This window comes from Ochrobactrum sp. SSR, from assembly GCF_030067775.1.
GTDB classification, from domain to species: Bacteria; Pseudomonadota; Alphaproteobacteria; order Rhizobiales; family Rhizobiaceae; genus Brucella; species Brucella teleogrylli.
Genome location: NZ_CP125970.1, coordinates 433,210 through 455,999, shown reverse-complemented (window position 1 = coordinate 455,999; position 22,790 = coordinate 433,210). Strand labels below are relative to the sequence as shown.

Here is a 22,790-nt window from a genome sequence, read left to right as displayed (position 1 = left end):
ATTCCGAAAAGTGACTGCCAGTTTTCGGATCAGAATGCGGGCTTGTTGTTGAATTCCTGCATCCGACAAGAATGAAAGGGTATTCGCATTGAACCTCGACCATTCGGCGGAATTTGCAAGCGGCATCGGGGCAAGCGATATCGGCTCGCGCGACCTCCGGGAAAGCAAACCCGAAAACCTTTCGATTTGCCGTCTTTGCGCCGATATTGCAGTGATTGCCTGGGATATTCCAAGCCCGGCACGCCAGTCGACCAAATGCGCGCTCGAAATGCCTGTTCAGCCGGTGCCTCTGCTGAGCGTCGGCATTCCGCTGGAAAGCGGCGGCACGCGTATGTTCTGGGCCATGCGCACCGGCAGCGAGCCGGTCGAGTTTGCGCTTTCTGCGGGTTCCCTCGGCCCCACTGTTCAGACCGTTCTCTACCCCGCCAACGAACTTGCATCCTTTGATAGCGAGCGCATCCTGTCGGACCTGACGCTGCCCGGGCATATCAAGCTGCTCTCGACCATTCTCTCCACGTGGCGCAGCGCGTTTCGCCTGTCGCGCAATCAGACTTTTGCAGCCCTCGTCCGTGACATCACGCTGGCGCTGACCCCGGAACCGCGCGATATCCAGAACTGTGGCCAGCCGGTTGCAGGGCATCATCTACTGGAAACCGCCGTTGACCCGATGCTGGGCGAAATTTCTGCCATCTATGGCGTCAGTAATGGAAGCGTCATCGTCATCCCGCCGCGCTTCACGGTCGGACAGCAATCACGCAAGGCGTGGCAACCCTGCCATCTTCTGGTCGAATCGCCACAGGATCTGCCATCATCCTTTCTGTTCGTCCTAACAGGACAAAAAGGTGTTGCGATCCGCAAACTCGCCGATGGCCCGTCAGAGCCGATGGATTTCGGCAAATGGTGGTCCAAATGGCAAGGCAATGCCGATCTGCGCGAATTTCTGGTTGGCGAACTCGCCAAACTCGGCACAAGCGGCCCTGCGGTCGCCATCGATCTGCAAAGCCGTTCGCCTCTTCCGGTGCGCCAGATCACGCAATCCGCAAGCCATAACCCGGCAGCGGAAATCGATCTCGCGCTTGCACTGGATAACGGGCTGATCGTTGGCGGGTGGTATCACGATCCCTCCGCCATGCTGGGCGATATCGAATATCTGCCGGCCAATGGCAGTGCGATTTCGCTGAAAGCCCATTTCCACAAATTCCCCGGCAAGATCGCCAAGCGTGAAGATGCCCCGCAGGCCGATGTGACGGGTTTCGTCGCGTGGCTGCCTGCGGCCAAGCACCTTGGCCCACTTCTGCAACCGCGTTTCCAGATGCGGCTTACATCCGGTGCAACCGCGCCGCTTGTTCCTGCCCCGCAGCCATTCGAACCGGCGGAGCAGCGCAAGCGCATCTTGCGCGCCGTGCCGCCGCAACATGCCCGCCCGAAGGTGTTCGAGACCATTCTCGCCCCGGCCTTGACCGAAGTGGAAAAGAAGCTCGGCGCAACCGTGCGCATTTCGGAGGTCAAGGATTTCGGCACGATACCCGCCAATCCGGTCGCCTCAATCGTCATTCCGCTTTATCGCAATCTCGATTTTCTGCGCTTCCAGTTTTCGGCCATGGCGACCGATCCATGGATCGTCCGCAATGCCGAACTGATTTTCGTTCTCGATCTGCCGGAAATACACGACGACACCGAGCATATGCTGGGCGGCCTGCATATATTGCACGATCTGCCGTTTCGCCTTGTCATCATGAACCGCAATGGCGGTTATGCCCGCGCCTGCAATGCCGGTGCAAGCGTAGCAACGGGCACCGCCATTGTGATGCTGAATTCTGATGTCGTGCCGGAAAAGCACGGCTGGCTGCAACAGCTTCTGCAACCGCTCTTCGATAACAAGCGGCTTGGAGCTATCGGCCCTCGCCTGCTGTTCGAAGACGGCTCGCTCCAGCATGCGGGCCTCTATTTCGCTCGTGACCGCCACGGCGTCTGGCTCAACCATCATTATTACAAGGGCATGCCCGGCAGCTATGCTCCTGCCCTTGTGGGACGCGATGTGCCCGGCGTTACTGGTGCCTGCCTTATAACCCGCAAGGATATCTTGGATCTCGTCGGCGGATATACTGAAGACTATGTGATCGGCGACTATGAAGACAGCGATCTTTGCCTGAAAATCCGCCAGCTCGGCTTTCAGGTCTACTACGACCCTGCCGTGGCGCTCTACCATTTCGAGCGGCGCTCGATCCGCCGCAGCGCCGATTATATGCGTGGTCTCGCCAGCCAATATAATTCCTGGCTGCATACCCAGCGCTGGGATGAAGACATCACCGACCTGATGGCTCCGCCTGAAGACGAAGCGCAGACCGCGCCGTCGGCCAATGTGATCGATGCCAAATATGAAAGGAGCGTCGCTTGACCGACGTGGTAGCGCTGAAACAGCCTGAAACCAAACTTCCAATCCCCGAAGAACAGATCGGCTGGCTGACACGCGCCGTCTTGAAGAACCGCTTCCTGCCCTCTCCCGACCCCAACAGCGTGTTTGTCGGCGACGGCGATTTCCGGGCTGTCGGTGCCGAGTTTCTCGGACATTTCATCCGCAAAGGTGGCCTCAGGCCCGACGCGCGCGTTCTCGATATCGGTTCGGGCATCGGGCGCATGGCGGTGCCACTGACGCAATATCTCGACCCAGCCAAAGGTCGTTATGCGGGCATCGACCCGGTTGCGGGCGGGACAAGCTGGTGTCGCCAGCATATCAGCGCGCTTTATCCGAACTTTCAGTTCCAACATATCGACATTGCCCATGCGCTCTATAATCCGCGTGGCGCTGTCGATGGCCTTCACCTCGTTCTGCCGTTTCCCGACAAGAGCGTCGATTTCGTCATCATGACATCGGTGGTGACACATCTCGACGCTGACGAAGTCAAAGTCTATCTGCGGGAGATCGCGCGCGTGCTGGCGCCCGGCGGCAAATTGTTCATGACGGCGTTTGTCGTGGATGATATTGCCGCGCGCGATCGCCATGGCAAACGCGATCCGCGCCTCAGTTTCGAACGCAGCGGTGCGGGGCCCTGCTGGTATGTGCCGGAACTTCCGCCGCTTGCCGCCGTCGGCTTTGAGAACGGCTTTATGGATCGCGCCCTTGCAGGTGTCGGCCTGTCGCTGGAACTGAAATCCTTCGGTCACTGGCGCGGGATCGCATCCGACCATTATCAGGACCTCTTCATCGCAACACGCGGAGGCGCTGCCTGATGGCCGAACGCATGCTCGTTGCTGCCCATAATCACCCCTCGCTGCATCCCGGCGGGACGGAAATCTTCGCGCATGACCTGTTCCGCGCCTATCAGCGCGCCGGTTGCGAAGCATTGTTTCTGGGAGCCACCAACAAGATTCACCGTCAGGAACGCCCGGGAACCAGCTTTCAGAGCATAGGTAACGGCGGCGATGAAATCCTGCTCTGGTCGGGTCATTTTGACCGTTTCAACCTGAGCCAGGTCGATCTCTACGGCATCGTGCCGGACATTGTGGAACTGCTGAAGGATTTTCGCCCGGATGTGGTGCATCTTCACCATCTGTTGCTGCTGGGCGCAGAATTTCCGCATATCGTCCGCCGCACATTGCCGGATTGCCGTATCGTCCTGACATTGCACGACTATTACCCGATCTGTCACCATGACGGGCTGATGGTGCGTACGACCGGCAAGGAACTCTGCTACGGCGCCAGCCCGGATCGCTGTCATGCCTGTTTCAAGGACATAGCGCTCGACAAATTCGTACTGCGCGAGCGCCATATCAAATCATTGTTGAGCGCTGTTGACGCCTTCGTGTCTCCCAGCGAATTCCTGAAACAGCGTTATGTTGACTGGGGCCTGTCGGAAGAGCTGATCAGCGTCATTCCCAACGGCCAGCCGGAGCGCCCTGCTATCGACACCCCGCGCCGCGCAAGAACCAAGCCTGTCTTCGGCTATTTCGGCAATCTGAACCCATGGAAGGGCGCGACGGTTCTGCTCCGGGCAGCGCAGCAACTCATCAATGAAGGTTTCGATTTCGAATTGCGCGTGCATGGTGCGGCACCCTTTCAAAGCGAGAGCTTTGTCAGCGAGATCGACCAGCTTTTCTCTGACACGGCCCCCTTCGTGCAACGGCGTGGCGCCTATCGGCGTGAAGATATCGCGCAGCTTATCCGCACCGTCGATTGCGCCATCATGCCGTCGATCTGGTGGGAAAATGCGCCCCTCGTCATTCAGGAAGCGCAGGGACAGGATTGCCCGGTCATCTGCTCCAATATCGGCGGCATGGCTGAAATGATTACGGACGGCGTGAACGGACTGACCGTTCCGCCCAATGATCCGCAGGCGCTGGCGGAAGCCATGCGTCGTATGGCGGAAAACCCGGAGCTGCGTCAGTCGCTGAGCCGCAATGCACGCCATCCGGACACTATCGACACGACGGCATCGCGCTATCTCGATCTGATCGGAACACTGCGAACGACCCGTGTCGAGGCAGCATAAGAGGTACACTATGAACATCGCGACCAAAGTTCCAGCCGAAGGGGCAGCAAATCCGGCAGCAGCACAGACTGCATCTGCCGCACCTCAGAGGACAGAAGCCATGAAAGGACGCGTTGACGCCATCGAGGAAGGCCGCCTTTACGGCTGGGCGTTTGATCCCGGAGCGCCCACGGAACGGCTTTTGATCCGCGTTCTTCTTGATGACAAACCCATCGCGGAAGCACCGGCGGACAAGGAACGTCCCGACCTGAAGCGCAACGGCATCGGCGACGGCCTGCATGCTTTCGAAGTGATGCTGCCGCAATTCGCGGCTGCCCGCGCCGGTGAACTTGTTGTCGTCGCAGCCAATGCGGCAGGCAATGAGCAGAAACTGCGTGTGCCGAAGCCCGACGAACAGGCCGCCGAAGCGCTAATTGCAGCGCCGATGACGCGCATTCTCGACAAGCTCGACATGCTGATGGCCGCGCAACGCCAATTGCAGGTCAACCAGCGTTCACTGCAACGCGTAGCCCCGGTGCTCGATAGTTCGGGCAACGCTGCGCCTGCCGAAATGGCGGACATAGCCACATCCGTCGACGGATTGCGCACCGATCTGCATCAACGCATGACCGAGCTCGACGTGCACATCATGCGCATGGATGGTGTGGTCGCTGGGCTCGAAAAGCGCATTGACGACGTGCGCAAACGCGCCGGTGGCGACGTGAAGCTGCTATTCATGCTGATGTATGTGATGGCGGGCTTCGTCGCGGGTGCTATCCTGACGCTTTTCGTGATGCGCTGAGGGGAAACCCATGACGCAAGACGAACGACCCGCCACGCAGCAACCGGCAGTAAAACCTGCCCGACCATCGGAACGCCCGCCCATGATGATGGAAGGCGAGATGGTTGTCGGCTGTGTGATCGAGGATACGCTTCTGCTCGTGCTTGGGATCGGCAATGCGACCGGCGATCAGGTCACTGCCTTTCTGAATGGCGATCCGGCATTGAGCGTCAAGGTGAACATCGTCACCTGGCCGCTGAAGGAGCCGTCGCCCGCCGGAACCCATGGATTCGTCGCGATTGTGCCGACCGGCATTTTGCGCCGGGGCATCTTGAAGACGATCATGTTCCAGCACAAGGCGAAGGTCGCGCGTTACAATTTCGCCTCGCGCGCAGCACCTGTGGCCGATTTCGTCGCCATGATCGGCGATCTGGCCGGGCCGAGCCTGCCAACGGTCATCGATGAACTGGTGGAAGGGCTGATCTCCGGTCCTATCGGACGCAAGAAACTTGCCGCCATCACCGTTCTTTTGCAGGTGGGTGCGCGCTCCGATGGCTGTATCGAGCTGATTGGCGGCAGCGATGAAGGCGAGATTTTCGTTCAGGGCTGGGCGCAGGATTTGACGCCCGCCGTCACACGACTGCTCATCAGCGGCAAAAACTCTTCACTGGCGGAATGTTCGATCAGCGTTTTCGCGCGCCCCGATCTCAACGATCAGGCGTCGGGCTTTGCCGGATTGCTGCTTGCCAATGAGCCGGTAGAGCCCAACGACATTGAACGGCTGTTGTTTCGCGGGCGGCGCGGCTGGCGCTTCACGGAAGTCTATGATCGCAGGCTGCTGGCGGGATCGCGCGAGACGCCAAGCCATATTCGCGCCATCCTGCCGCGTGTGCGCAGTTCGACGGATATTTTGCTCCGGCTGCGCTCCGCCGCCAACCGCTTTGACGGCGGCGAGACCGTTTCCGGCCTGCCTTTCCCGGTGCGGCTTGGCATCGACAATGTGTTCCGTGTTGAGGGCAGCGGCATACTGGTTTCCGGCTGGCTACTCGACCCCGACAGCCATGTGGAAAGCGTCAAGCTGCGCCGCCATCGCGGCGAGATACAGATCGACGGCACATGGACCCGTTATGACCGGCCTGACGTCACCCGCGAATTCGACAACCAGCCGCCCTTCAATGCCGGTCTCGACCCGAACCGCCATGCGCATGGTTTCGTGGCCTTTGCACCTGAACTCGCGGGCGATAGCACATCACCCTTCTATATCGAGCTTGCCATCAGCGATGGACGCCGCGCCTTTCATCCGCTGACGCCGACCCGTGTCACATCACGCGATGCGATTGTCCGGCAGATACGCGCGACGGACCCGAATGCCTGGGCGCTGCGCCACATTGTCGATCAGCAGCTTGTTCCGCTGCTCAGCGGCGTCAGCCGCCCGGCGCCAGAAGTGTTTGGCGTGGTCGATCTCGGCCCGTTCGAAGACGCGGTCAATCACGCCGCCAATCTGGCGATCATCATCGGCGTCGATGAACGAGTAGAAGAGATCGAGCCTTTGCTGGCCCTGCTCGCACTCGATCCCGAAACCCGCATCGCGCCGATTGTCATTTCGGCGGCGACGGAAATCATCGACCGCATCGGCGTGCAGGTTCGAAGGCTCGCCGACTTCTATCGTCTGTGCATCCGCCTTGTTTCTGCCAGCGGCTCGGAAGACCTCTACGATGCGCTGGAAGTGGGCGCGCGCGCCGTTACAACCGACAAGGTGGTCTTTTTGGCAGGTTCGCTGTTGCCGCGACGCGCAGGCTGGTTGAACAAGCTCGTCACGGCCTATGACGCGCATCACGACTGCGTACTGTCGCCGACACTCGTTTACGAAGACGATTCCATCCGCTGGGCCGGAACCTGGGTTGCCGGCCCGCAATCGGATCGCGCCCTCATCAGCCGTTATGCCGGTTATCCGATGGATTCCGTTTCCGGCATGTCTCTTACCGAAGTCGCCACCGCGACCTTCGAATGCTGCATCCTGCCCCGTGATGCGTTGTTTTCGGTCGGCGGATTCACGCGCGGCTATCTCGGCACGCATGAAAAAGGCCTCGACCTTGGCTTGAAACTCAAACAATCCGGCCTGCGCTCCTATTGGCTGCCATCAGCGCAAATGCTTGGCTCCGACGATGTGTCTGTCACCGACCGGGCATCAACCATCGCATTGATCGAGCGGATCGACCGTCAGGTCTTTGATGCGCGCTGGTCGACTATTCTTGCTGGCAGGCGCAGCGCACCGATTGAGGAACCCGCATGAGCGACAAACTCCGCGTTCTGGTTATATCGCACGCCCACCCGTCGATTTCCCTCGGCGGCGGTGAAATCGCATCTTATAATTTGCACAAGGGCCTGAACGCCATTCCCGGCGTGCAGTCGGTCTATTTAGCCCGCGCCGGGCACCCGATTCCGCGTCATGGCACGACGGCATTGATGAGCATGCGCCGCGCCAGCGACGAAATCCTGTTTCATGCCGACGAATACGATCACTTCTACCTGTCGAACAAGAACACGGACGAAATCCGTCGCGATCTGCTGCGTTTCGTGCGCGATTTCGATCCGGATATCGTGCATTTCCATCATGTGATGGGACTCGGACTGGAAACGCTTTACGCAATCCGCGAGGCCTTGCCGGATCGCATTATTCTGGTCACGTTCCATGAATTCCTGTCGATCTGCAACAATGACGGCCAGATGGTCAAAGCCGGAACCTCGAAGCTTTGCAACGAGGCCTCGCCCATCGATTGCCACGCCTGCTTTCCGCAGGTTCCGCCAGCGCGGTTTCTCAAGCGCGAGCGCTTTGTGCGCGGGATGCTGGAACTGGCCGATGCCTTCATTTCGCCAAGCCAGTTTCTGGCAAACCGCTATCATGAATGGGGGCTGAGCCCCGACAAGATGGCCGTCATCGAAAATGGGATCGCCATCCGCGAAGTTACGCCGCCACGCGAACTGACCGGCCCGAACCCGCGCCGCAGCCGCTTCGCCTTTTTCGGCCAGATCAATCCGTTCAAAGGCATAGATGTGCTGGTTGATGCGGTATCGCGTGTGCCGGAACAGGTGTGGGGCGAAGATTCCCGCCTGATGATTTTCGGCGGCAATCTGGAAAAGCAGCCGCCCGCCTTTCAGGAGCGCATGCAGAAACTGATCGAAGAGGCTGGTCCCCGCGTGCGCTTTTATGGTGCTTACCAGAATTCGGAAATGCCGCGTCTCATGCAATCGGTCGATTGGGTGGTGATGCCGTCGATCTGGTGGGAAAATTCACCCATCGTTATTCAGGAAGCCTTGCATCATCGTCGCCCGGTGATCTGCTCCGACATTGGCGGCATGGCCGAGAAAATCCGCGACGGTGAAGACGGTCTGCATTTCCGCGTCCGCAGCGCTGAAGATCTGGCTGACCGTTTCACGGAAGTTCTAAGCGAGCCGAGCATATGGGATCGACTTCACAATTCCATCCGTCGTCCTGTACACTATGTGGATTGCGCCAAGGAACATCTCGACCTTTATAACCGATTGCGCGAGGCGAAGCCTCGCAAACCGAAGCCGACAGTGAGTGAAACTGTCCTCTCTCAGGCAAGCTGAGCCTGGCTCGTCTGAACTTAAACTCAACTAAAGGAAAACCGAATGGCCCGTGCCCCCCGCGCCCTCGTGATGATTCCCGCTGGAGAAGTGTATGACCACGACAATGTGCGCTGGTATCGTCACACCGACGTGCAGGGCAGCATCAACCACTATCACAATATCGGCGATGCTTTCGTGTTCGAGTCATCGCTCAAGCTGATGAATTATGAAAAGGCGTCCGAGCTTCCCATAACCGCTTATTCGCCGGAAAAGATCGACCAACTGCGCGAGGAATATGACTATGTCATCCTGCGCGGGTCGAACTATGTCAACAAGGACATGAACTGGCGCGAGAGTATCGCCGTCCTGCAACGGTTGAAACTGCCCGTCATCGCTTTTGGCATTGGCGCGCAGGCCCCCTCCAAGGGTGCGCTGGAACTTTCCGAAGAAACCAAGGCCGTGCTACGCATCATCGCGGATTCGACCGTTTCCATCGGCGTTCGCGGCGCTTATACGGCGCAGGTCCTGAACGATATCGGCATTCGCAATGTGCGCATCATCGGTTGCCCCACGGCCTTCCGCCGCAACAACCAGCATTTGCGCATCAAGCTGCCGCCGCTCGACAGCGTGCAAAAGGTTGGCGTCACTGTACGCCGCGAGGTTTCACCTGCCTATGCACAGGACATTGAGCAATATCTCACCCGCCACCGTGATCTCATCAAGACAATGGCGCGGCGCTTCGACGTTACCCTCATGGCGCAAGGCGAGATTGACGAGAAAAAGATGGTATTCGGCACGCCCGAGCAGAAGGAAGAGGCCATCGCCGCACTGAAAGGCCATCGCTGGACCGCCGACTGGTATTTCGATGATGAAATCGAAAACCTCTACCGGAACAAGATGTTCTATTCCGATGTTGTGGCCGACTATGAGAACCTCGTGCGTCAGCAGCAGCTTGTGCTTGGTTATCGCCTGCACGGAAACCTGATGGCGCTCGCCAATGGCGTGCCGTCTGTCTATTTCACCTATGACAGCCGTACCGCCGAATTTGCCGAGACCTACAAGATTCCGAGCTATGACGTGTTCAGCGACAAGCCGTTCCGTCTGGAAGACTATTGGGATCAGTCGCTATTCGACAAATACAACCGCGCATGGTTTGAGACCTATGCGGAGATGAAGCAGTTTCTCGATGAAAACGGCATCGACAACAAGATGACCGATACCGGCTTGCCGGTGGAAACGCTCAAAGTCGCCTGATCTTTCTGCGACCTTATTTCGAGCGTCTTGCCTTCGCCGCTGCTGGTTTGGGACTGTCGGCGGCAATGGGCTTGTCCTTCTGTTCTTCGGCCAGCAGCGACCATGCGGCAATAAACATGGCGGCGATCAACGGCCCGATGACAAAGCCGTTAATGCCGACCAGTGAAATGCCGCCAACCGTCGAGATCAGCACCACATAGTCCGGCATGCGCGTGCCCTTGCCGACCAGCGGTGGGCGCAGCAGATTATCCACGAGACCGATAACCAGCGTTCCGATCAGGACCAGAATGACGCCTTTGCCCCAGTCGCCGCTGACGAAGAACCATACGGCGGCAGGCACCCAGACGAGAGCTGCGCCAACCGCTGGTAGCATGGAAAAGAAGGTCATCATCACGCCCCACAGCAGGGCGGCTTCGATGCCCAGCAGCCAGAAAGCGACGCCGCCGATCAAACCCTGAATGATCGCGATGATGATATTGCCTTTGACCGTCGCACGGATAACAGCGGTGAATTTCTCCAAAAACTGGCGCGTGTAGTCATCGCTCAGCGGGATTGCCTGCCGGATTCTGCGTCCAAGATCCGCACCGTCGCGAAACAGGAAGAACAGCAGATAGAGCATGATGCCGAAGCCGATAAAAAATTGCAGCGTGTTCTGGCCAAAGCTGACCAGACGCCCAGCGAATAGCTGGCTGCCTTGTAGGATCGTCGATGAAATTCGCGAGCGCCATTCGGCGAAACTGCCAAGCTCAAAGCGCTTGAGCCAGTCTTCCAGCGAATCCGGCAGTACGGAAAGAATGCTGGTGATATAGCTGTTCAGGTCAAATTCCCGGCTGCTCAGTCGTTGGTAAAGCGAGTTTCCTTCCTGCACCAGCGAGCTGAAAATGATCAGCATTGGAATGATGACCAGACAGATACACATCAGCACCGACATGAAAGCCGCTAGATTGCGCCGTCCGCGCAGAACCCGCACGAGATATTGCTGAACCGGATAGAAGATAACGGCGAGAATGACCGCCCACAGGACTGCGGTGTAATAAGGGATGAGCAGCCAGGCGAAGGCGATCGTGACGAGCGCCAGTAGAATATAGAAGCTTACGCGCTGGACGGACATATTCACTCACCGACATTGTCTTGGGAGTAAACCCTGCCCAAAATCCGCTTTTTATTCAATAGGGTATTTCCGGCGGGGACTCGGAGACGCCAGCCGAAATGTCAAGCTGCGGCCCGGATGGAAACCGGGGCAGTTTGGGGCAGAACGCGCGCAATGGCACTGAGAAGGTCACTTTTCGACACGACGCCGACCACAAACCTGTTCTCGTCCACGATCACCGCCACATGCGTCAGACCATCGGTCAGGACCGGAAGCAGGCCCATTGCCGCATCGTCCGGGGCAGCCGTGATCGCCGGGACCACATGATCCTTGAGGCTTTCACCGGGCTGAACCAGCTCACGCAGGCCCACCATGCCAGTCAGTCGCCCATCCGCGCCCGTCACCGGCAAGGTCAGGATGCGATGGCGCAGAAGAAGATGACGGGCCTGATCGGCGGTATCGTTTTCCCCAATGCTGATGACGTCACGAGACATGATATCGGCGCAGGTCAGATCGCCATGCGCGCGGATCGATGCCTGCAACTCAACCTGCCGCAGCAACCGGCCAAGATCGTTGCGATCAATGTCGAAACTTTCGTCCAGTGTGTTCAGCGCTTCATCGATATCCTCTTCGCGGATGCCTGCCCGCACGGAAGGGGGCAAGTCCTTGGTCGCGTGCATGCTCACCGGGGCAGCCGCCACATTATGCGGATATTTGCGCCGGGAAAGCTTGTGAAACAGGATGCCCAGCCCCACCAGCAGACATGAATTGAAGCCGACCGGCACAAGCGGGAACCACAGTCCCCAGCTGGCGACCGCCTGACCACCCAGCACAGCCGTCAGCGCAGCAGCGCCGCCGGGCGGATGCAGGCTGCGGGTGACCGACATGGCTGCGATTGCCAGCGAAACGCCAAGACCGATGGCGAGCGCCGGATCGCTGACATACTGGGCCACAATCACACCCACTAGCGCCGAAATCGTATTGCCGCCGATGATCGACCATGGCTGCGCAAGCGGACTGTTCGGCACGGCGAACAGCAGCACCGCCGAAGCGCCGATGGGTGCAACGATCAGCGGCAGATATGGCCCCTTACCCAACAAAAGCCCCGAGACGAAACCGGTGAGAGCAATGCCCACCAGCGCACCGACACAGGCAATGGCGCGTTCGCGCAGCGTTGCGCCAGCAAGCATCGGATTAAACATCCGGAATCGCCACCAAGGCGCTCCGTTATGGTCAGGAGGATTATGTCGTGTCATGTCACACTACAGCCAGAGGCGGCCTGTCTATTCCGAGCTTTCCCGGGAACTGCAACAGATCCCGCAATTCATGGAGCGTGAGTATCCTGTCTCCGGTATATGCGAACAAGAAAGCAAATCCGCATGTCTCGGATGAGAAAAGAAAATTCTTCCGCTATTGAAAGCTTAATAAGAAAATCGGCCTCACCAGCATTTCCGCTCCCAATAGCATAAGCCCGACAAGAAACCAGAGGCGAAACCGTTCTGGACTTATTTTATGGCGGAAAAGCTGCCCAAGCCCCATGCCAGCCAGCGCAGGCAGGACAGCTGCGAGCGAAATCAGAAGGATATCGCCGCTATAGGCCTGATGTGAGGAGAGCCCGATCGCCAGCGCAATCGTCGATACCGTGAAGGACAATCCCAGCGCCTGCACGAGATCGTCTTTCTTCAAGCCCAGTGCCTGAAGATAGGGAACGGCTGGAATCACAAACACACCGGTCGCACCGGCAATCAGGCCGGTCAATAAACCGATCAGCGGAGACAGCCAGACTTCATGCCGCCGCGATACCTGCCACTGTCGGGCGAAAAGGGTGTATCCGGCATAAATGACCAGACTTGCGCCGAGCAGCGACGCCGTCAGGATCGTTTCACCGCCCACCAGCAGGAAGGAGCCGATCCACGTTCCAGCGATGATTGCGACCATCATCGCCCACAGGCGCAGAGCCAGCGCACGAAAACTTGGCCCGGCCAGCAGCTGCCAAACATTGGTAATGAATGACGGAACAATCAGCAGGCTCGCGGCAGTGAGCGGCGAGATCAACGCCCCCAATACACCCATGGCGACAGTCGGCAACCCCATGCCGGTCAGGCCTTTGACGAAGCCTGCGCCGAGGAAAGTAAGCGTAATCGTGACGAGAAGTGCGACGGATTGGGTCATGCTTCCGCTATAGAGAATTCCCCATTTTGCGAAATGCGGAAGTTCCATATTCTGCCTTCGGCTTTACCGAAGGCAGAATATAAGCGATAAATATGCATGCGTTTTGACCTCACAGACCTTCGCCTTTTCATCGCCGTTGCCGACGCCGGAAGTATTACGCATGGCGCAACGGAAGTGGGGCTCGCCCTGCCCTCGGCCAGCGAACGCCTGCGTGACATGGAAGCCATTGGCGAGGTCAAGCTTCTCGAACGCGGCAGACGCGGCGTCACCCTCACTGCGGCGGGTGAAGCGCTTGCCCATCATGCGCGCCTCGTGCTGCGCCAGATGACCGACATGCATGCGGACCTCATCACCCATGCCAAAGGCATGCGCTCAACCGTGCGCGTGGCAGCCAACACAGCCGCTGTGACCGAATATCTTCCCATGCGGCTCGCGCAGTTCATGGCAGACAATCCACAGATCGACGTCGAACTGAAAGAACGGCAGAGCGCGGAAATCGCAAGGTCCGTTGCGAGCGGCTTTGTCGAGATCGGCATATTGTCCAACGCGGTCGATACCGGTGGTCTGGTTCTCATCCCCTTCACCATCGACCGGCTGGTTCTCATCACCGGGCAGCAGCACTCCCTTGCCGCCAGAAAATCGACGTGTCTTGCCGATGTCCTGCATGAACCGTTCATTGGCCTCTATTCCGGCGCGCTCTACGATCACATCGAAGCGCATGCGGCACGCCTTGGCGTCAAGCTGAAGATGCGCACGCGACTGCGCACATTCGAGAGCATTTGCCCCATGGTCGCCGCTGGCGTCGGCCTGGCGATCATCCCGGAACTGGTCGCTCATCGCATGATGACAACGACGAGCATCGTGCCGATTGCGCTGACGGACACTTGGGCCACACGGCATTTGTCGCTTTGCATACGCGCGCCGGACGAACTGACATCATCAGCCCGCGCGCTGATCGAACATCTTTCGGCAGAAACTCTGGTAGCGCTTCCCACGATTCAATCTTAACCGGAACGCTCTAGAAAACTTGCGGAGGCCCATCCTCTTGTCTATCACACGGCATCGAAGAACATGTTGTTTGGAAGCCGATGGCCACGCAGGACGAAGCAATCATCAGAACGGTTGGCGTTTCCGTCAGTTTTGACGGCGCGATGGCTCTGAATTCGGTCGATGCCTCGGTTCAATCCGGGCGGATAACGGTCATTTGCGGGGCCAATGGTTCGGGCAAAAGCACACTGTTGCGCAGCATGGCGCGGCTTCAGACGCCAACGAGCGGACAGGTTCTGTTTGACAGTGAAGACATCAACCGCATGAAACGGATTGATCTGGCCCGCAAGATCGCCGTGCTGGGGCAGATGCCGGAAATTCCCGCTGGCCTGACCGTCGAAGAACTGGTCGAAAACGGACGTCACCCGCATCGAGGTCTGTTTTCCCGACTGGGCAATCATGACCGAAAGGCAATCGAACGCGCCATCACGCAAACCGGCCTGCAAGCCCTGCGTCATCGTCAGGTGGCTTCGCTATCTGGCGGCGAACGTCAGCGCGCATGGGTTGCGCTGGCGCTGGCGCAGGAACCATCCGCCCTGTTTCTCGATGAGCCGACGAATTTTCTCGATATCCGCCATCAGGCCGAGTTGCTGACATTGCTCAAGCAATTGAACCGCGATCATGGGCTGACCATCGTTGCTGTTCTGCACGACCTCAATCAGGTGCTGGAACTGGCCGACGACGTTATCCTGATGCGTAAAGGCCGCTTGATGGCTTCTGGCTCTCCTGAAGAGGTATTCACAACGGAACGCCTCCGAGAAGCTTTCGATTTCGATATCGAAGTGACCGCGCACCCGGTTCTGCCGATCCCTTTCTGCATGCCACGCTGGGTCAACCATGTATACAACAAGCCATCTGCCGGAAATCAGCAGAACGAGCGGAGCGCGGAATGACCGCGCAGCCTCTGATCACAAGCCAAACTCAACCGGCAGGTTTCACAATTGGAATTGTCGTTCTGGCAATCCTGCTGCTGATCGCGCTGACGGCCGCCGAACTCGTCATCGGCAGTGGAAATGTCGCGCTACAGGACGTTTTGCAGTCGCCGTCGCGGCCGCAAACGCTGGCGCAGATTATCATCGAAACCATTCGCCTGCCCCGCGCAATCGCTGCCATATTGGTCGGCGCAGCGCTTGCCGCCGCTGGCACGGTGATGCAGACCATTTTGCGCAACCCGCTTGCCGCGCCAGACATTCTGGCTGTCACCAGCGGCGCGCAACTGGCCCTGGTTGTTTCCAGTCTGCTGCTTCCATTTGCCTTTCCGGGCTTCCTCGCCACGATCATCGGCGGCGCACTGGGCGGAACATTATGCCTGCTGGTCGGCGGCGGTTTGCGCGCCCAAGCGGTTCGGCTGGCACTGGCGGGCGTGGCGGTATCCCTCGCCTTCTCGGCGCTTTCTTCCGCCATCATATTGATTGCAGATGATCGCGCGTCCGGCATCATCCTGTGGTCTTCCGGCATGCTGGAACAAACAGGCTGGGCTAAAGTTGCACCGCTCGCCCCCTTTATTGTCGGAGCCATCCTGCTGCTGGTCGCCCTTGCCCGCCAGTTCGACGTCATGGCGCTCGGCAGCGACATGGCGGCAAGCCTTGGGCTTGGCAAAGCGACTGCGCTGATCGGCCTTCTGGCCACAATCGTGCTATCAGGTGCTGCCGTTACCATTGCTGGGCCTATCGGTTTCATTGGTCTCGCAGTGCCCAATCTGCTCCGCGCCACTGGCATGGTTCGGCACAAAGCGCTTTTGCCCGCAGCCTGCCTGTGGGGAGCGGTTGCGCTGCTTTCAGCCGACATTGCCGCACAATGGATGAGCAGCGCCGGCACCATCATCCCGACCGGAATCCTCGCTGCCTGTTTCGCAGCACCGGCGCTGATCTTCGTCTTGCGTCGTATGAAAGCGGAGGCACCCGCCCACAACGCGCAGATCCTCGGGAAAACCATATTCAAGCGACCGGTCGCACTTTATGAGAGCCTTGGCATGGTTCTGTTAGCAGCTCTTCTGGCCGGGCTTCTGTTCGGCGACGGCATCGCAGGACGCGACATTGACTGGCAGGCGATACAGGCACTGCGCGCGCCACGCGTGTTGGTGGCCATGGGCGCGGGCGCTTTGCTCGCAATGGCTGGATTGTTGTTGCAAGCCGTGACGCGCAACCCGCTTTCCGGCCCGGAAACTCTGGGCCTCGCACAAGGCGCAGTACTCGCAAGCCTCGTCGCACTGCTCGGCGGCATCATTCCGGGAAGCGCGCTTTTTGCGCTCTGCTCGGCAGGCGGCGCCTGTCTTGTGGTCTTGCTTCTAAGCCTGCTCGGCAAAAACCTGTCACCGACCCGCACGGCGCTGACCGGACTTGCAGTGGCAGCCAGCCTTTCAGCGTTGAGCACGATTGTGGTGATTGAGGCAAAGCTTCAGATTGCCGAAGCACTTGCCTGGCTCGCAGGCTCCACCCATGGGCGCAACTGGCAGGATGTGGCGGCGCTTGCCCCCTGGCTTCTGCTGATCGCTATTGCACTTGCATTCGCGAAACGCCTCGACATTCTGGCGCTCGGTCGCGATGCGGCGGAATCTCTTGGCGTGGATACGGCCATGACCCGCTTATGGCTACTACTACTGTCAGCCCTTTCTGTGGCAGGCGCGGTGTCCGCCGTGGGCGCAATTGGCTTCGTGGGATTGATCGCGCCGCATGCAGCGCGCCTTTGTTGCGGGGCGCGCTACCGACATCAGTTGCCAGTGACAGCGTTGATCGGCGCAATATTGACCGTTCTGGCTGATACGCTGGGCCGCGCGATCTTCGCTCCGCAGGAAATCCCGGCGGGCATCGTGACGGCCTTCATTGGTACGCCACTCTTCATTCTGCTGATGCGCAGACAATCGCGCTGATTGCCAATCTCACAATAAAACCTCGATGAGAAGCGCCGGATTCGAGGGAGAACCAACACTGCTCACCGAGTGAGGACGGCGCTAACCGTCCTGTTTGACGCATCCGCGAATTACCGAGCGGCCATCACACCAGCGATAAGACCGGTTGCCGCGGTAATCAGAAGATACTGATTATCGACCTTCACCCAACGCTGCCCCTTGCCCGGTGCACGAAGCCCATAACGCTTGTAATCCTTGACTTCGCTTTGACGCGAACCATTGAAGCGCTGCCCTTTAGACCAGCCCTTTGCGGACTGTTTCTTGTTCTGCACCTGGTGCACTGCTGGTTTGCGCTGCGGCTGGTTGTCACGAGCTTGCGCCAACGGCGCGCCAATGAACGAAAGAGCAATCGCCGCGAGTAGAATTTTCTTGAACATGTTATTCTCCTTTCGTGATGAACTCACGCTACCCAACCCGCTATGAACAATAAATGAATTAAAACGAGAATAATCATTAAATAAAATCAATGTTATTATTGATTTTTCAATTCCATATTATTTCTTATTATTTGTAATTTAATAGGTATAAACTTGATAAGTTAAATTATAAATTCAAACTATTTAAATGATTTTCTTATTATTGTATATTTAATAAAGTATAATATTCTATATATTGAGAACGATCGATCACGCCAAGCGCAGGCTTGGAAAGCCAAAACCGTCGCCGGTTTTGACGGCACCATCGAAAACAAAAAGGGAAATAATGGCGGAGGGGTGGGATTCGAACCCACGGTACAGTCTCCTGCACGCCGGTTTTCAAGACCGGTGCCTTAAACCGCTCGGCCACCCCTCCAAGTGATTGTAATGTCTTCTTTTCCCTCAGCGGGAAAAGCAGCAAATCACCGATTTGCGAACCAATCACTCAACGGGTGACTTCTTAGCAGCTTTTATCGCCGCGTCAACTTGATCGCGACCGTTCTGTACGATCTCTCAGGGGAACCGCAACTTCGCCGGAAAACAAAAAAAGGCCGGGGCGAAAACGCACCGACCTTCCTGATCCATCGCTTTCCTACCAGTGCCAGTACATCCGTGGTCAAAAGCATTAAACGATGGCGGCAATAGCGAGCAACAGACGCGTCCAGCGCTCTTAAGCTTTGCCGATGGGAGCGATATAGGTGGCCAATGTGTTCAAAACAAGTCCGTGCGGGAAAAAATAGCATCTGCGCCACATCATGCTGTCCATCCGGTCTGCATTTCGTCGTTTATCGGCAATTATTATTCAATTGACCAATTCCACCAAAATTATAACAGTTCTAGGGTTGCTCTCATCGTTGATGAGACATAAACTTGAGTTTAATTATCATCATAAAGGGAAGCCATGAGTCTGGAATCCGTAAAGGCATTTTTTGCTGACAAGGCGCCCGAAGTCGAAGTCATCGAATTGCCGACCAGCACCGCGACCGTAGCTCTGGCTGCAGAAGCGCACGGCGTGGAACCTGGCCAGATCGCAAAGACGCTTTCCTTCTCGACCAAGGACCAGACAATTCTTGTTGTCACACGCGGCGATGCGCGTATCGACAATCGCAAGTTCAAGGATCGCTTCGGCACCAAGCCGCGTATGCTGGACGCCGACACCGTACTGGCCGAAACCAGCCATCCAGTCGGCGGCGTGTGCCCCTTCGGCTTGCCGAGCGCGCTTCCCGTCTATTGCGATGTCTCGCTGAAAGCATTCGAGGAAGTGGTTCCGGCAGCGGGGGCAACCAACAGCGCGGTTCGTATTGCGCCTGACAGGATGGCCGCATTGGTAACCGCCGAGTGGATCGACGTTTGCCAGTGAAATGCAAGCCGGGCACAGGAGGGCTCGCAATCAGAAAAATACGACTCGTTTTTTCCACTTTAAATGTGGTGAAAGACCTCGTATATATTAAGAATGATTCTAAACTGGGCCATCAAGGAAATCCGGTTTCCATGAAAATGCCATGAGCTGAGAGTGTTCTCGGCGCGGCTTTGTGGAGTTCAACCGAAATTTCGGTCCAGATTTTGGAACCAGGATACAAAGAGCGAGGGCATTTTCCGACCTGACTTGGTCGGGTTTGAAAATGCTCTGGACGTGCTGAAAGGAACTGTCATGCGCCTTACTCGCCAGACGAATTATGCCGTTCGGATACTCATGTACTGTGCCGCGAATGAAGGCAAGCTGAGCCGCATTCCGGAAATTGCTCGCGCTTACAGCGTTTCGGAGCTTTTTCTTTTCAAGATTTTGCAGCCGCTCGTGGAAAACGGGCTGGTAGAAACCGTGCGCGGTCGCAATGGCGGCGTGCGCCTTGGCCGTGCGGCCAACGATATCAGCCTGTTCGATGTCGTGCGCGTCACCGAAGAAAATTTCGCCATGGCGGAATGTTTTGAAAACGATGCGACCGAGTGCCCACTGGTCGATAGCTGCGCCCTTAACTCAGCGCTGCGTGAAGCGCTGAACGCCTTCTTCGGCGTCTTGATGAAATACAGCATTTCAGACCTCGTAAAAGCCCGCCCGAATGTACGCGCCCTGCTCGGTCTCGATGAAATGGAAGAACAGCGCGTCGCGAGCTAATCCTGCGACAGCGTGAGAAGCAAAAGGTCCGGTGAAAACCGGACCTTTTATAATGCGTTGAGGTTACTCAGCGGCGGCGCGATAGGCCGATTGCGGCAGCACGAAGGGCACACCACGCGCAGGCGGCACCCCTACCCGCAGCGCGCATTCATAAACCCGTTCCAGCCGTTCATCGGTCAGCGCCTCCTGCGGGGAGCCGATTGTGTCGAGCCTGCCCTGACACATCACCGCGATCCGGTCGGCGAACATGGCCGTCAGATTGAGATCGTGCAGAATGGCGATCACGCCGCCGCCTTCAGCGGCAAAATCCCGCGCGATCTCCATCACAACGATCTGGTGCCGGATATCGAGGCTCGAAATCGGCTCATCCAGAAAAAGATAACGCGCGGAGCCATCGACCACGGGCCTCCAGACCTGGCAAAGCACGCGGGCGAGTTGCACCCTTTGTTGCTCGCCGCCGGAAAGTTCCTGATAGAGCCTGCCGCCGAAGCCGCCAAGGTCCACCCGCTGCAAGGCGAGGTCGGGCAAGCCAGTTTCCAGATCGCGCGACAGGCCGCTATAGCCGCCTGTCAAACCAAGGCCGACGATCTCGCGTACCGTGAACGGAAAGGACAAGGCGCTCGCCTGCGGCAGCACCGCGCGACGCGCCGCCATTTCCCATGGCTTGATATCCTTAAATGACCGCCCGTCCAGAAAGGCACCGCCTGTAAAGGGCACATCGCCGGAAAGAGCGCGCAAAAGCGTCGTCTTGCCCGATCCGTTGGGACCGACGATTGCCGTCACCTCTCCAGCGCGCGCCGTAAAATCGATGTTCTCGATAATCGACTTGCCCGAGAGACGAACACTGAGTGCCTTGGTTTCAATCATGACAGTTTCACAGATCAAGAAGGCCGCGCTGGCGCAGCAATATCCAGAGGAAGAACGGCGCGCCGCACATGGCGGTGATGATGCCGATGGGCAATTCCGCCGGTGCAACGATGGTGCGGCTGACCGCATCGGCCAGCAACAGCAGTATGGCACCCAGCAGAGCCGACGCAGGCAGAAGATAGCGGTGATCCGGGCCGATGCTGAGACGCAGCATATGCGGCACCACGATACCGATAAAGCCAATGCCGCCCGCTACCGCCACGGTCGCGCCAGTGGCCGCAGCCACGGTAACGATGGCGACATTCTTGATGCGCTGCACCTGAATGCCGAGATGTCCGGCGGCGGCTTCGCCCAATGCCAGAGCGTTGAGACCGCGCGCCAGCATTGGCGCTGCAATCAGCACCACGGCGATAATGGGTCCGGCAGCGACGATCTTGCTCCAGGTCGCACCCGCAAGCGAACCAAGACCCCAGAAGGTCAGATCGCGCAACTGCCGGTCGTCGGCCATGTAGACCAGAACGCCGGTCGCAGCCCCCGCCAGCGCGCCAAGCGCGATGCCCGCCAAAAGCATGGTGGCAACAGAGGTGCGCCCGCGTCGGGTCGCAACCCGGTAGAGCAACAAGGTTGTGGCAAGGCCGCCGAAGAAGGCAGCCAATGGCAGCGCGTAGATGCCGAGAACGGCGATAACAGGCGCCAGAACGGTGCCGCCCAATACGATCATCGACACCGCACCAAGACTGGCGCCCGAGGCCACGCCCACCAGACCCGGATCGGCAAGCGGATTGCGGAACAGGCCCTGCATGACGGCACCAGACACGGCAAGCCCCGCACCGATCAACATGCCGAGGATAATGCGCGGCAGGCGGATTTCCATAATAATCAGATGATCACGCTGGAAGGTTTCCGCGCCCTCGCCGCCAGCAAACCCGCGCAGCAGCGTGAGAAGCGAAGCATCCGAAGCCCCTGCCGTGAGGCTGAACAAAGCTGTCAGGCAGAGGACAACCGCCAGCACGACCAGCACCATGCGCGCGCGTTGCGTGCGATCCCCGACCTTTGCGCTGTTTGAGCCGGCGTTCTTCCGACTGTCTCCGGCTCGATGACGCATGGTGAAGGGCTCTCCGCCTGCCACACGGCCTTGGCTGGTCATTTGCTTATTCCTCATGTCGGATGCGTGATCCGATTATTGCGCTGCTGGCGCACCATAGAGTTTTGCCGACAATTCACGAATGGCAGCACCGGTGCGCGGGCCAAAGCCCAGCAGATAAAGCGCGTCCATGGCGACGACATTTTTGTTGCGGCCCGCAGGTGTGCTTGCAATGGCCGGGTTCTTCAAAAGTTCATCCGGACCGACACCGTCACCACCGTTGTTCATCATCAAAACCATATCCGGTGCGGCCTTGCCGATGGCTTCATCGGTCAGCTGCTTGTAACCGGGATATCCAGTGATGACGTTCACACCCCCTGCAAGCTTGATCATGCCGTCAGCCGCCGTACCCGTTCCAGACGCCATCAGACGCCCACTAGCGCCGTTCAAAACGAACAGCACGCGCTTGCGTTGCTCATGCGCAGCGGCGGCCTTTTTCAGCAGCCTGAAGATCGCTCGCAACGCTATCCGCCAGCGCCCTGGCTTTGTCTTCGAGGCCAAGCGCCTTGCCGACAGCTTCGATCTTCGCAATGACGCTTTTGCCGGTATAATCTTCCGGCACGATGACCATCGGCACCGAGGCCTTCTTCAAGACCTCCAGCGTGTCCTGCGGCCCGCTGCCCTGAATGAGCAAGATGCCGGTCGGGTTGACCGACAGCACCCCTTCGGGCGCCAGCTGGCGCATGTAGCCGACATCTGGCAGAGCCTTCGATTCCGCTGGATAGGTGCTGGTCTGGTCGCGTGCGACAAGCATCTTTTCCGCGCCAAGCGCATAGATGATCTCCGTCAGCGGCCCGCCGACGGAAACAATGCGGGACGTATCGGCAAAACGCTCGACGGTATCGGCACCGGCAATGCCGGTTGCCAATGACCAAGCCAAAGCGGCGACAGCCCCAACGCGCATGAAACGTGCTGAAATGACAGACATGATGCGCGTC

The 22,790-nt window shown here is 58.3% G+C and carries 18 protein-coding genes, 1 tRNA gene and 1 pseudogene; 12 read left to right on the top strand and 8 right to left on the bottom strand.

Annotated features, from left to right (window positions below):
• The first annotated feature begins 88 nt into the window (after positions 1-88).
• Genes QLQ11_RS13595 through QLQ11_RS13565 form a run of 7 tightly spaced genes read left to right on the top strand, consistent with a single transcriptional unit; the run spans position 89 to position 10,095 of the window.
• Positions 89-2,398, top strand: coding sequence for a glycosyltransferase (locus QLQ11_RS13595; protein WP_371835992.1), 2,310 nt, complete (start codon positions 89-91; stop codon positions 2,396-2,398).
• Positions 2,395-3,231, top strand: a complete 837-nt coding sequence (locus QLQ11_RS13590; protein ID WP_109367449.1) for a class I SAM-dependent methyltransferase — start codon at positions 2,395-2,397, stop codon at positions 3,229-3,231. The genes QLQ11_RS13595 and QLQ11_RS13590 overlap by 4 nt, the downstream gene beginning before the upstream one ends.
• Positions 3,231-4,490, top strand: a complete 1,260-nt coding sequence (locus QLQ11_RS13585; protein WP_109367450.1) for a glycosyltransferase family 4 protein — start codon at positions 3,231-3,233, stop codon at positions 4,488-4,490. Before QLQ11_RS13590 ends, QLQ11_RS13585 begins: the two co-directional genes overlap by 1 nt.
• Before the next feature lie 10 nt (positions 4,491-4,500).
• The gene (locus QLQ11_RS13580) at positions 4,501-5,271 is read left to right on the top strand and encodes a hypothetical protein (protein ID WP_109367451.1); all 771 of its coding nucleotides are present in this window, start codon (positions 4,501-4,503) and stop codon (positions 5,269-5,271) included.
• A 10-nt stretch (positions 5,272-5,281) separates the two neighbouring features.
• Positions 5,282-7,543 carry a glycosyltransferase family 2 protein gene (locus tag QLQ11_RS13575; protein ID WP_121538817.1) on the top strand — a complete coding sequence of 754 codons (2,262 nt, stop codon included), beginning with the start codon at positions 5,282-5,284 and terminating at the stop codon, positions 7,541-7,543.
• Positions 7,540-8,862 (top strand): glycosyltransferase family 4 protein, encoded by a 1,323-nt coding sequence (locus QLQ11_RS13570; RefSeq protein WP_121538815.1) that lies wholly within the window; start codon positions 7,540-7,542, stop codon positions 8,860-8,862. The genes QLQ11_RS13575 and QLQ11_RS13570 overlap by 4 nt, the downstream gene beginning before the upstream one ends.
• Before the next feature lie 42 nt (positions 8,863-8,904).
• Entirely contained in the window at positions 8,905-10,095 is a 1,191-nt protein-coding gene (locus QLQ11_RS13565; RefSeq protein WP_109367454.1) for a polysaccharide pyruvyl transferase family protein, read from the top strand.
• Positions 10,096-10,108: 13 nt separating this feature from the next.
• Here the strand turns inward: QLQ11_RS13565 and QLQ11_RS13560 are convergent, their stop codons facing one another.
• The 3 genes from QLQ11_RS13560 to QLQ11_RS13550 all read right to left on the bottom strand — a co-directional run bounded on the left by QLQ11_RS13560 (position 10,109) and on the right by QLQ11_RS13550 (position 13,357).
• Positions 10,109-11,206 (bottom strand): AI-2E family transporter, encoded by a 1,098-nt coding sequence (locus QLQ11_RS13560; RefSeq protein WP_109367455.1) that lies wholly within the window; start codon positions 11,204-11,206, stop codon positions 10,109-10,111.
• A 101-nt stretch (positions 11,207-11,307) separates the two neighbouring features.
• Positions 11,308-12,441, bottom strand: coding sequence for an HPP family protein (locus QLQ11_RS13555; RefSeq protein WP_109367456.1), 1,134 nt, complete (start codon positions 12,439-12,441; stop codon positions 11,308-11,310).
• Positions 12,442-12,595: 154 nt separating this feature from the next.
• The gene (locus tag QLQ11_RS13550) at positions 12,596-13,357 is read right to left on the bottom strand and encodes a sulfite exporter TauE/SafE family protein (RefSeq protein WP_109367997.1); all 762 of its coding nucleotides are present in this window, start codon (positions 13,355-13,357) and stop codon (positions 12,596-12,598) included.
• 96 nt (positions 13,358-13,453) lie between these two features.
• Between QLQ11_RS13550 and QLQ11_RS13545 the strand changes: the two genes are divergently transcribed.
• From QLQ11_RS13545 to QLQ11_RS13535, 3 genes are all read left to right on the top strand, one after another.
• Positions 13,454-14,365, top strand: a complete 912-nt coding sequence (locus tag QLQ11_RS13545; RefSeq protein ID WP_109367457.1) for a LysR family transcriptional regulator — start codon at positions 13,454-13,456, stop codon at positions 14,363-14,365.
• Between the two features lie 80 nt (positions 14,366-14,445).
• Positions 14,446-15,297 (top strand): ABC transporter ATP-binding protein, encoded by an 852-nt coding sequence (locus QLQ11_RS13540; RefSeq protein WP_109367458.1) that lies wholly within the window; start codon positions 14,446-14,448, stop codon positions 15,295-15,297.
• Entirely contained in the window at positions 15,294-17,273 is a 1,980-nt protein-coding gene (locus QLQ11_RS13535) for an iron ABC transporter permease (protein ID WP_371835991.1), read from the top strand. The genes QLQ11_RS13540 and QLQ11_RS13535 overlap by 4 nt, the downstream gene beginning before the upstream one ends.
• Before the next feature lie 110 nt (positions 17,274-17,383).
• On the opposite strand, the gene QLQ11_RS13530 is transcribed toward QLQ11_RS13535, so the two are convergent.
• Together QLQ11_RS13530 and QLQ11_RS13525 are read right to left on the bottom strand one after the other, a co-directional pair.
• Positions 17,384-17,689, bottom strand: a complete 306-nt coding sequence (locus tag QLQ11_RS13530) for an RcnB family protein (RefSeq protein ID WP_109367460.1) — start codon at positions 17,687-17,689, stop codon at positions 17,384-17,386.
• A gap of 326 nt (positions 17,690-18,015) precedes the next feature.
• Positions 18,016-18,104: transfer RNA gene (locus QLQ11_RS13525), tRNA-Ser, on the bottom strand.
• A gap of 525 nt (positions 18,105-18,629) precedes the next feature.
• Between QLQ11_RS13525 and QLQ11_RS13520 the strand changes: the two genes are divergently transcribed.
• The gene (locus QLQ11_RS13520; RefSeq protein WP_121538813.1) at positions 18,630-19,088 is read left to right on the top strand and encodes a YbaK/EbsC family protein; all 459 of its coding nucleotides are present in this window, start codon (positions 18,630-18,632) and stop codon (positions 19,086-19,088) included.
• Between the two features lie 291 nt (positions 19,089-19,379).
• Positions 19,380-19,841 carry an iron-responsive transcriptional regulator RirA gene (rirA, locus tag QLQ11_RS13515; RefSeq protein ID WP_109367509.1) on the top strand — a complete coding sequence of 154 codons (462 nt, stop codon included), beginning with the start codon at positions 19,380-19,382 and terminating at the stop codon, positions 19,839-19,841.
• A 63-nt stretch (positions 19,842-19,904) separates the two neighbouring features.
• On the opposite strand, the gene QLQ11_RS13510 is transcribed toward rirA, so the two are convergent.
• The 3 genes and pseudogenes from QLQ11_RS13510 to QLQ11_RS13500 all read right to left on the bottom strand — a co-directional run bounded on the left by QLQ11_RS13510 (position 19,905) and on the right by QLQ11_RS13500 (position 22,780).
• On the bottom strand, positions 19,905-20,708 hold the full coding sequence (locus QLQ11_RS13510; RefSeq protein WP_109367510.1) for a heme ABC transporter ATP-binding protein: 804 nt from the start codon (positions 20,706-20,708) through the stop codon (positions 19,905-19,907).
• 7 nt (positions 20,709-20,715) lie between these two features.
• The gene (locus tag QLQ11_RS13505) at positions 20,716-21,813 is read right to left on the bottom strand and encodes an iron ABC transporter permease (protein WP_235858992.1); all 1,098 of its coding nucleotides are present in this window, start codon (positions 21,811-21,813) and stop codon (positions 20,716-20,718) included.
• 75 nt (positions 21,814-21,888) lie between these two features.
• A pseudogene (locus tag QLQ11_RS13500) lies at positions 21,889-22,780 on the bottom strand (hemin ABC transporter substrate-binding protein).
• Between the last annotated feature and the right edge of the window lie 10 nt (positions 22,781-22,790).

Coding starts and splice junctions, on each gene's coding strand:
- QLQ11_RS13585 (WP_109367450.1), top strand. CDS start 3,231: ATGGCCGAACGCATGCTCGTTGCTGCCCATAATCACCCCTCGCTGCAT.
- QLQ11_RS13530 (WP_109367460.1), bottom strand. CDS start 17,689: ATGTTCAAGAAAATTCTACTCGCGGCGATTGCTCTTTCGTTCATTGGC.
- QLQ11_RS13575 (WP_121538817.1), top strand. CDS start 5,282: ATGACGCAAGACGAACGACCCGCCACGCAGCAACCGGCAGTAAAACCT.
- QLQ11_RS13580 (WP_109367451.1), top strand. CDS start 4,501: ATGAACATCGCGACCAAAGTTCCAGCCGAAGGGGCAGCAAATCCGGCA.
- QLQ11_RS13555 (WP_109367456.1), bottom strand. CDS start 12,441: ATGACACGACATAATCCTCCTGACCATAACGGAGCGCCTTGGTGGCGA.
- QLQ11_RS13565 (WP_109367454.1), top strand. CDS start 8,905: ATGGCCCGTGCCCCCCGCGCCCTCGTGATGATTCCCGCTGGAGAAGTG.
- QLQ11_RS13535 (WP_371835991.1), top strand. CDS start 15,294: ATGACCGCGCAGCCTCTGATCACAAGCCAAACTCAACCGGCAGGTTTC.
- QLQ11_RS13510 (WP_109367510.1), bottom strand. CDS start 20,708: ATGATTGAAACCAAGGCACTCAGTGTTCGTCTCTCGGGCAAGTCGATT.
- rirA (WP_109367509.1), top strand. CDS start 19,380: ATGCGCCTTACTCGCCAGACGAATTATGCCGTTCGGATACTCATGTAC.
- QLQ11_RS13545 (WP_109367457.1), top strand. CDS start 13,454: ATGCGTTTTGACCTCACAGACCTTCGCCTTTTCATCGCCGTTGCCGAC.
- QLQ11_RS13570 (WP_121538815.1), top strand. CDS start 7,540: ATGAGCGACAAACTCCGCGTTCTGGTTATATCGCACGCCCACCCGTCG.
- QLQ11_RS13550 (WP_109367997.1), bottom strand. CDS start 13,357: ATGACCCAATCCGTCGCACTTCTCGTCACGATTACGCTTACTTTCCTC.
- QLQ11_RS13505 (WP_235858992.1), bottom strand. CDS start 21,813: ATGCGTCATCGAGCCGGAGACAGTCGGAAGAACGCCGGCTCAAACAGC.
- QLQ11_RS13540 (WP_109367458.1), top strand. CDS start 14,446: ATGGCCACGCAGGACGAAGCAATCATCAGAACGGTTGGCGTTTCCGTC.
- QLQ11_RS13520 (WP_121538813.1), top strand. CDS start 18,630: ATGAGTCTGGAATCCGTAAAGGCATTTTTTGCTGACAAGGCGCCCGAA.
- QLQ11_RS13560 (WP_109367455.1), bottom strand. CDS start 11,206: ATGTCCGTCCAGCGCGTAAGCTTCTATATTCTACTGGCGCTCGTCACG.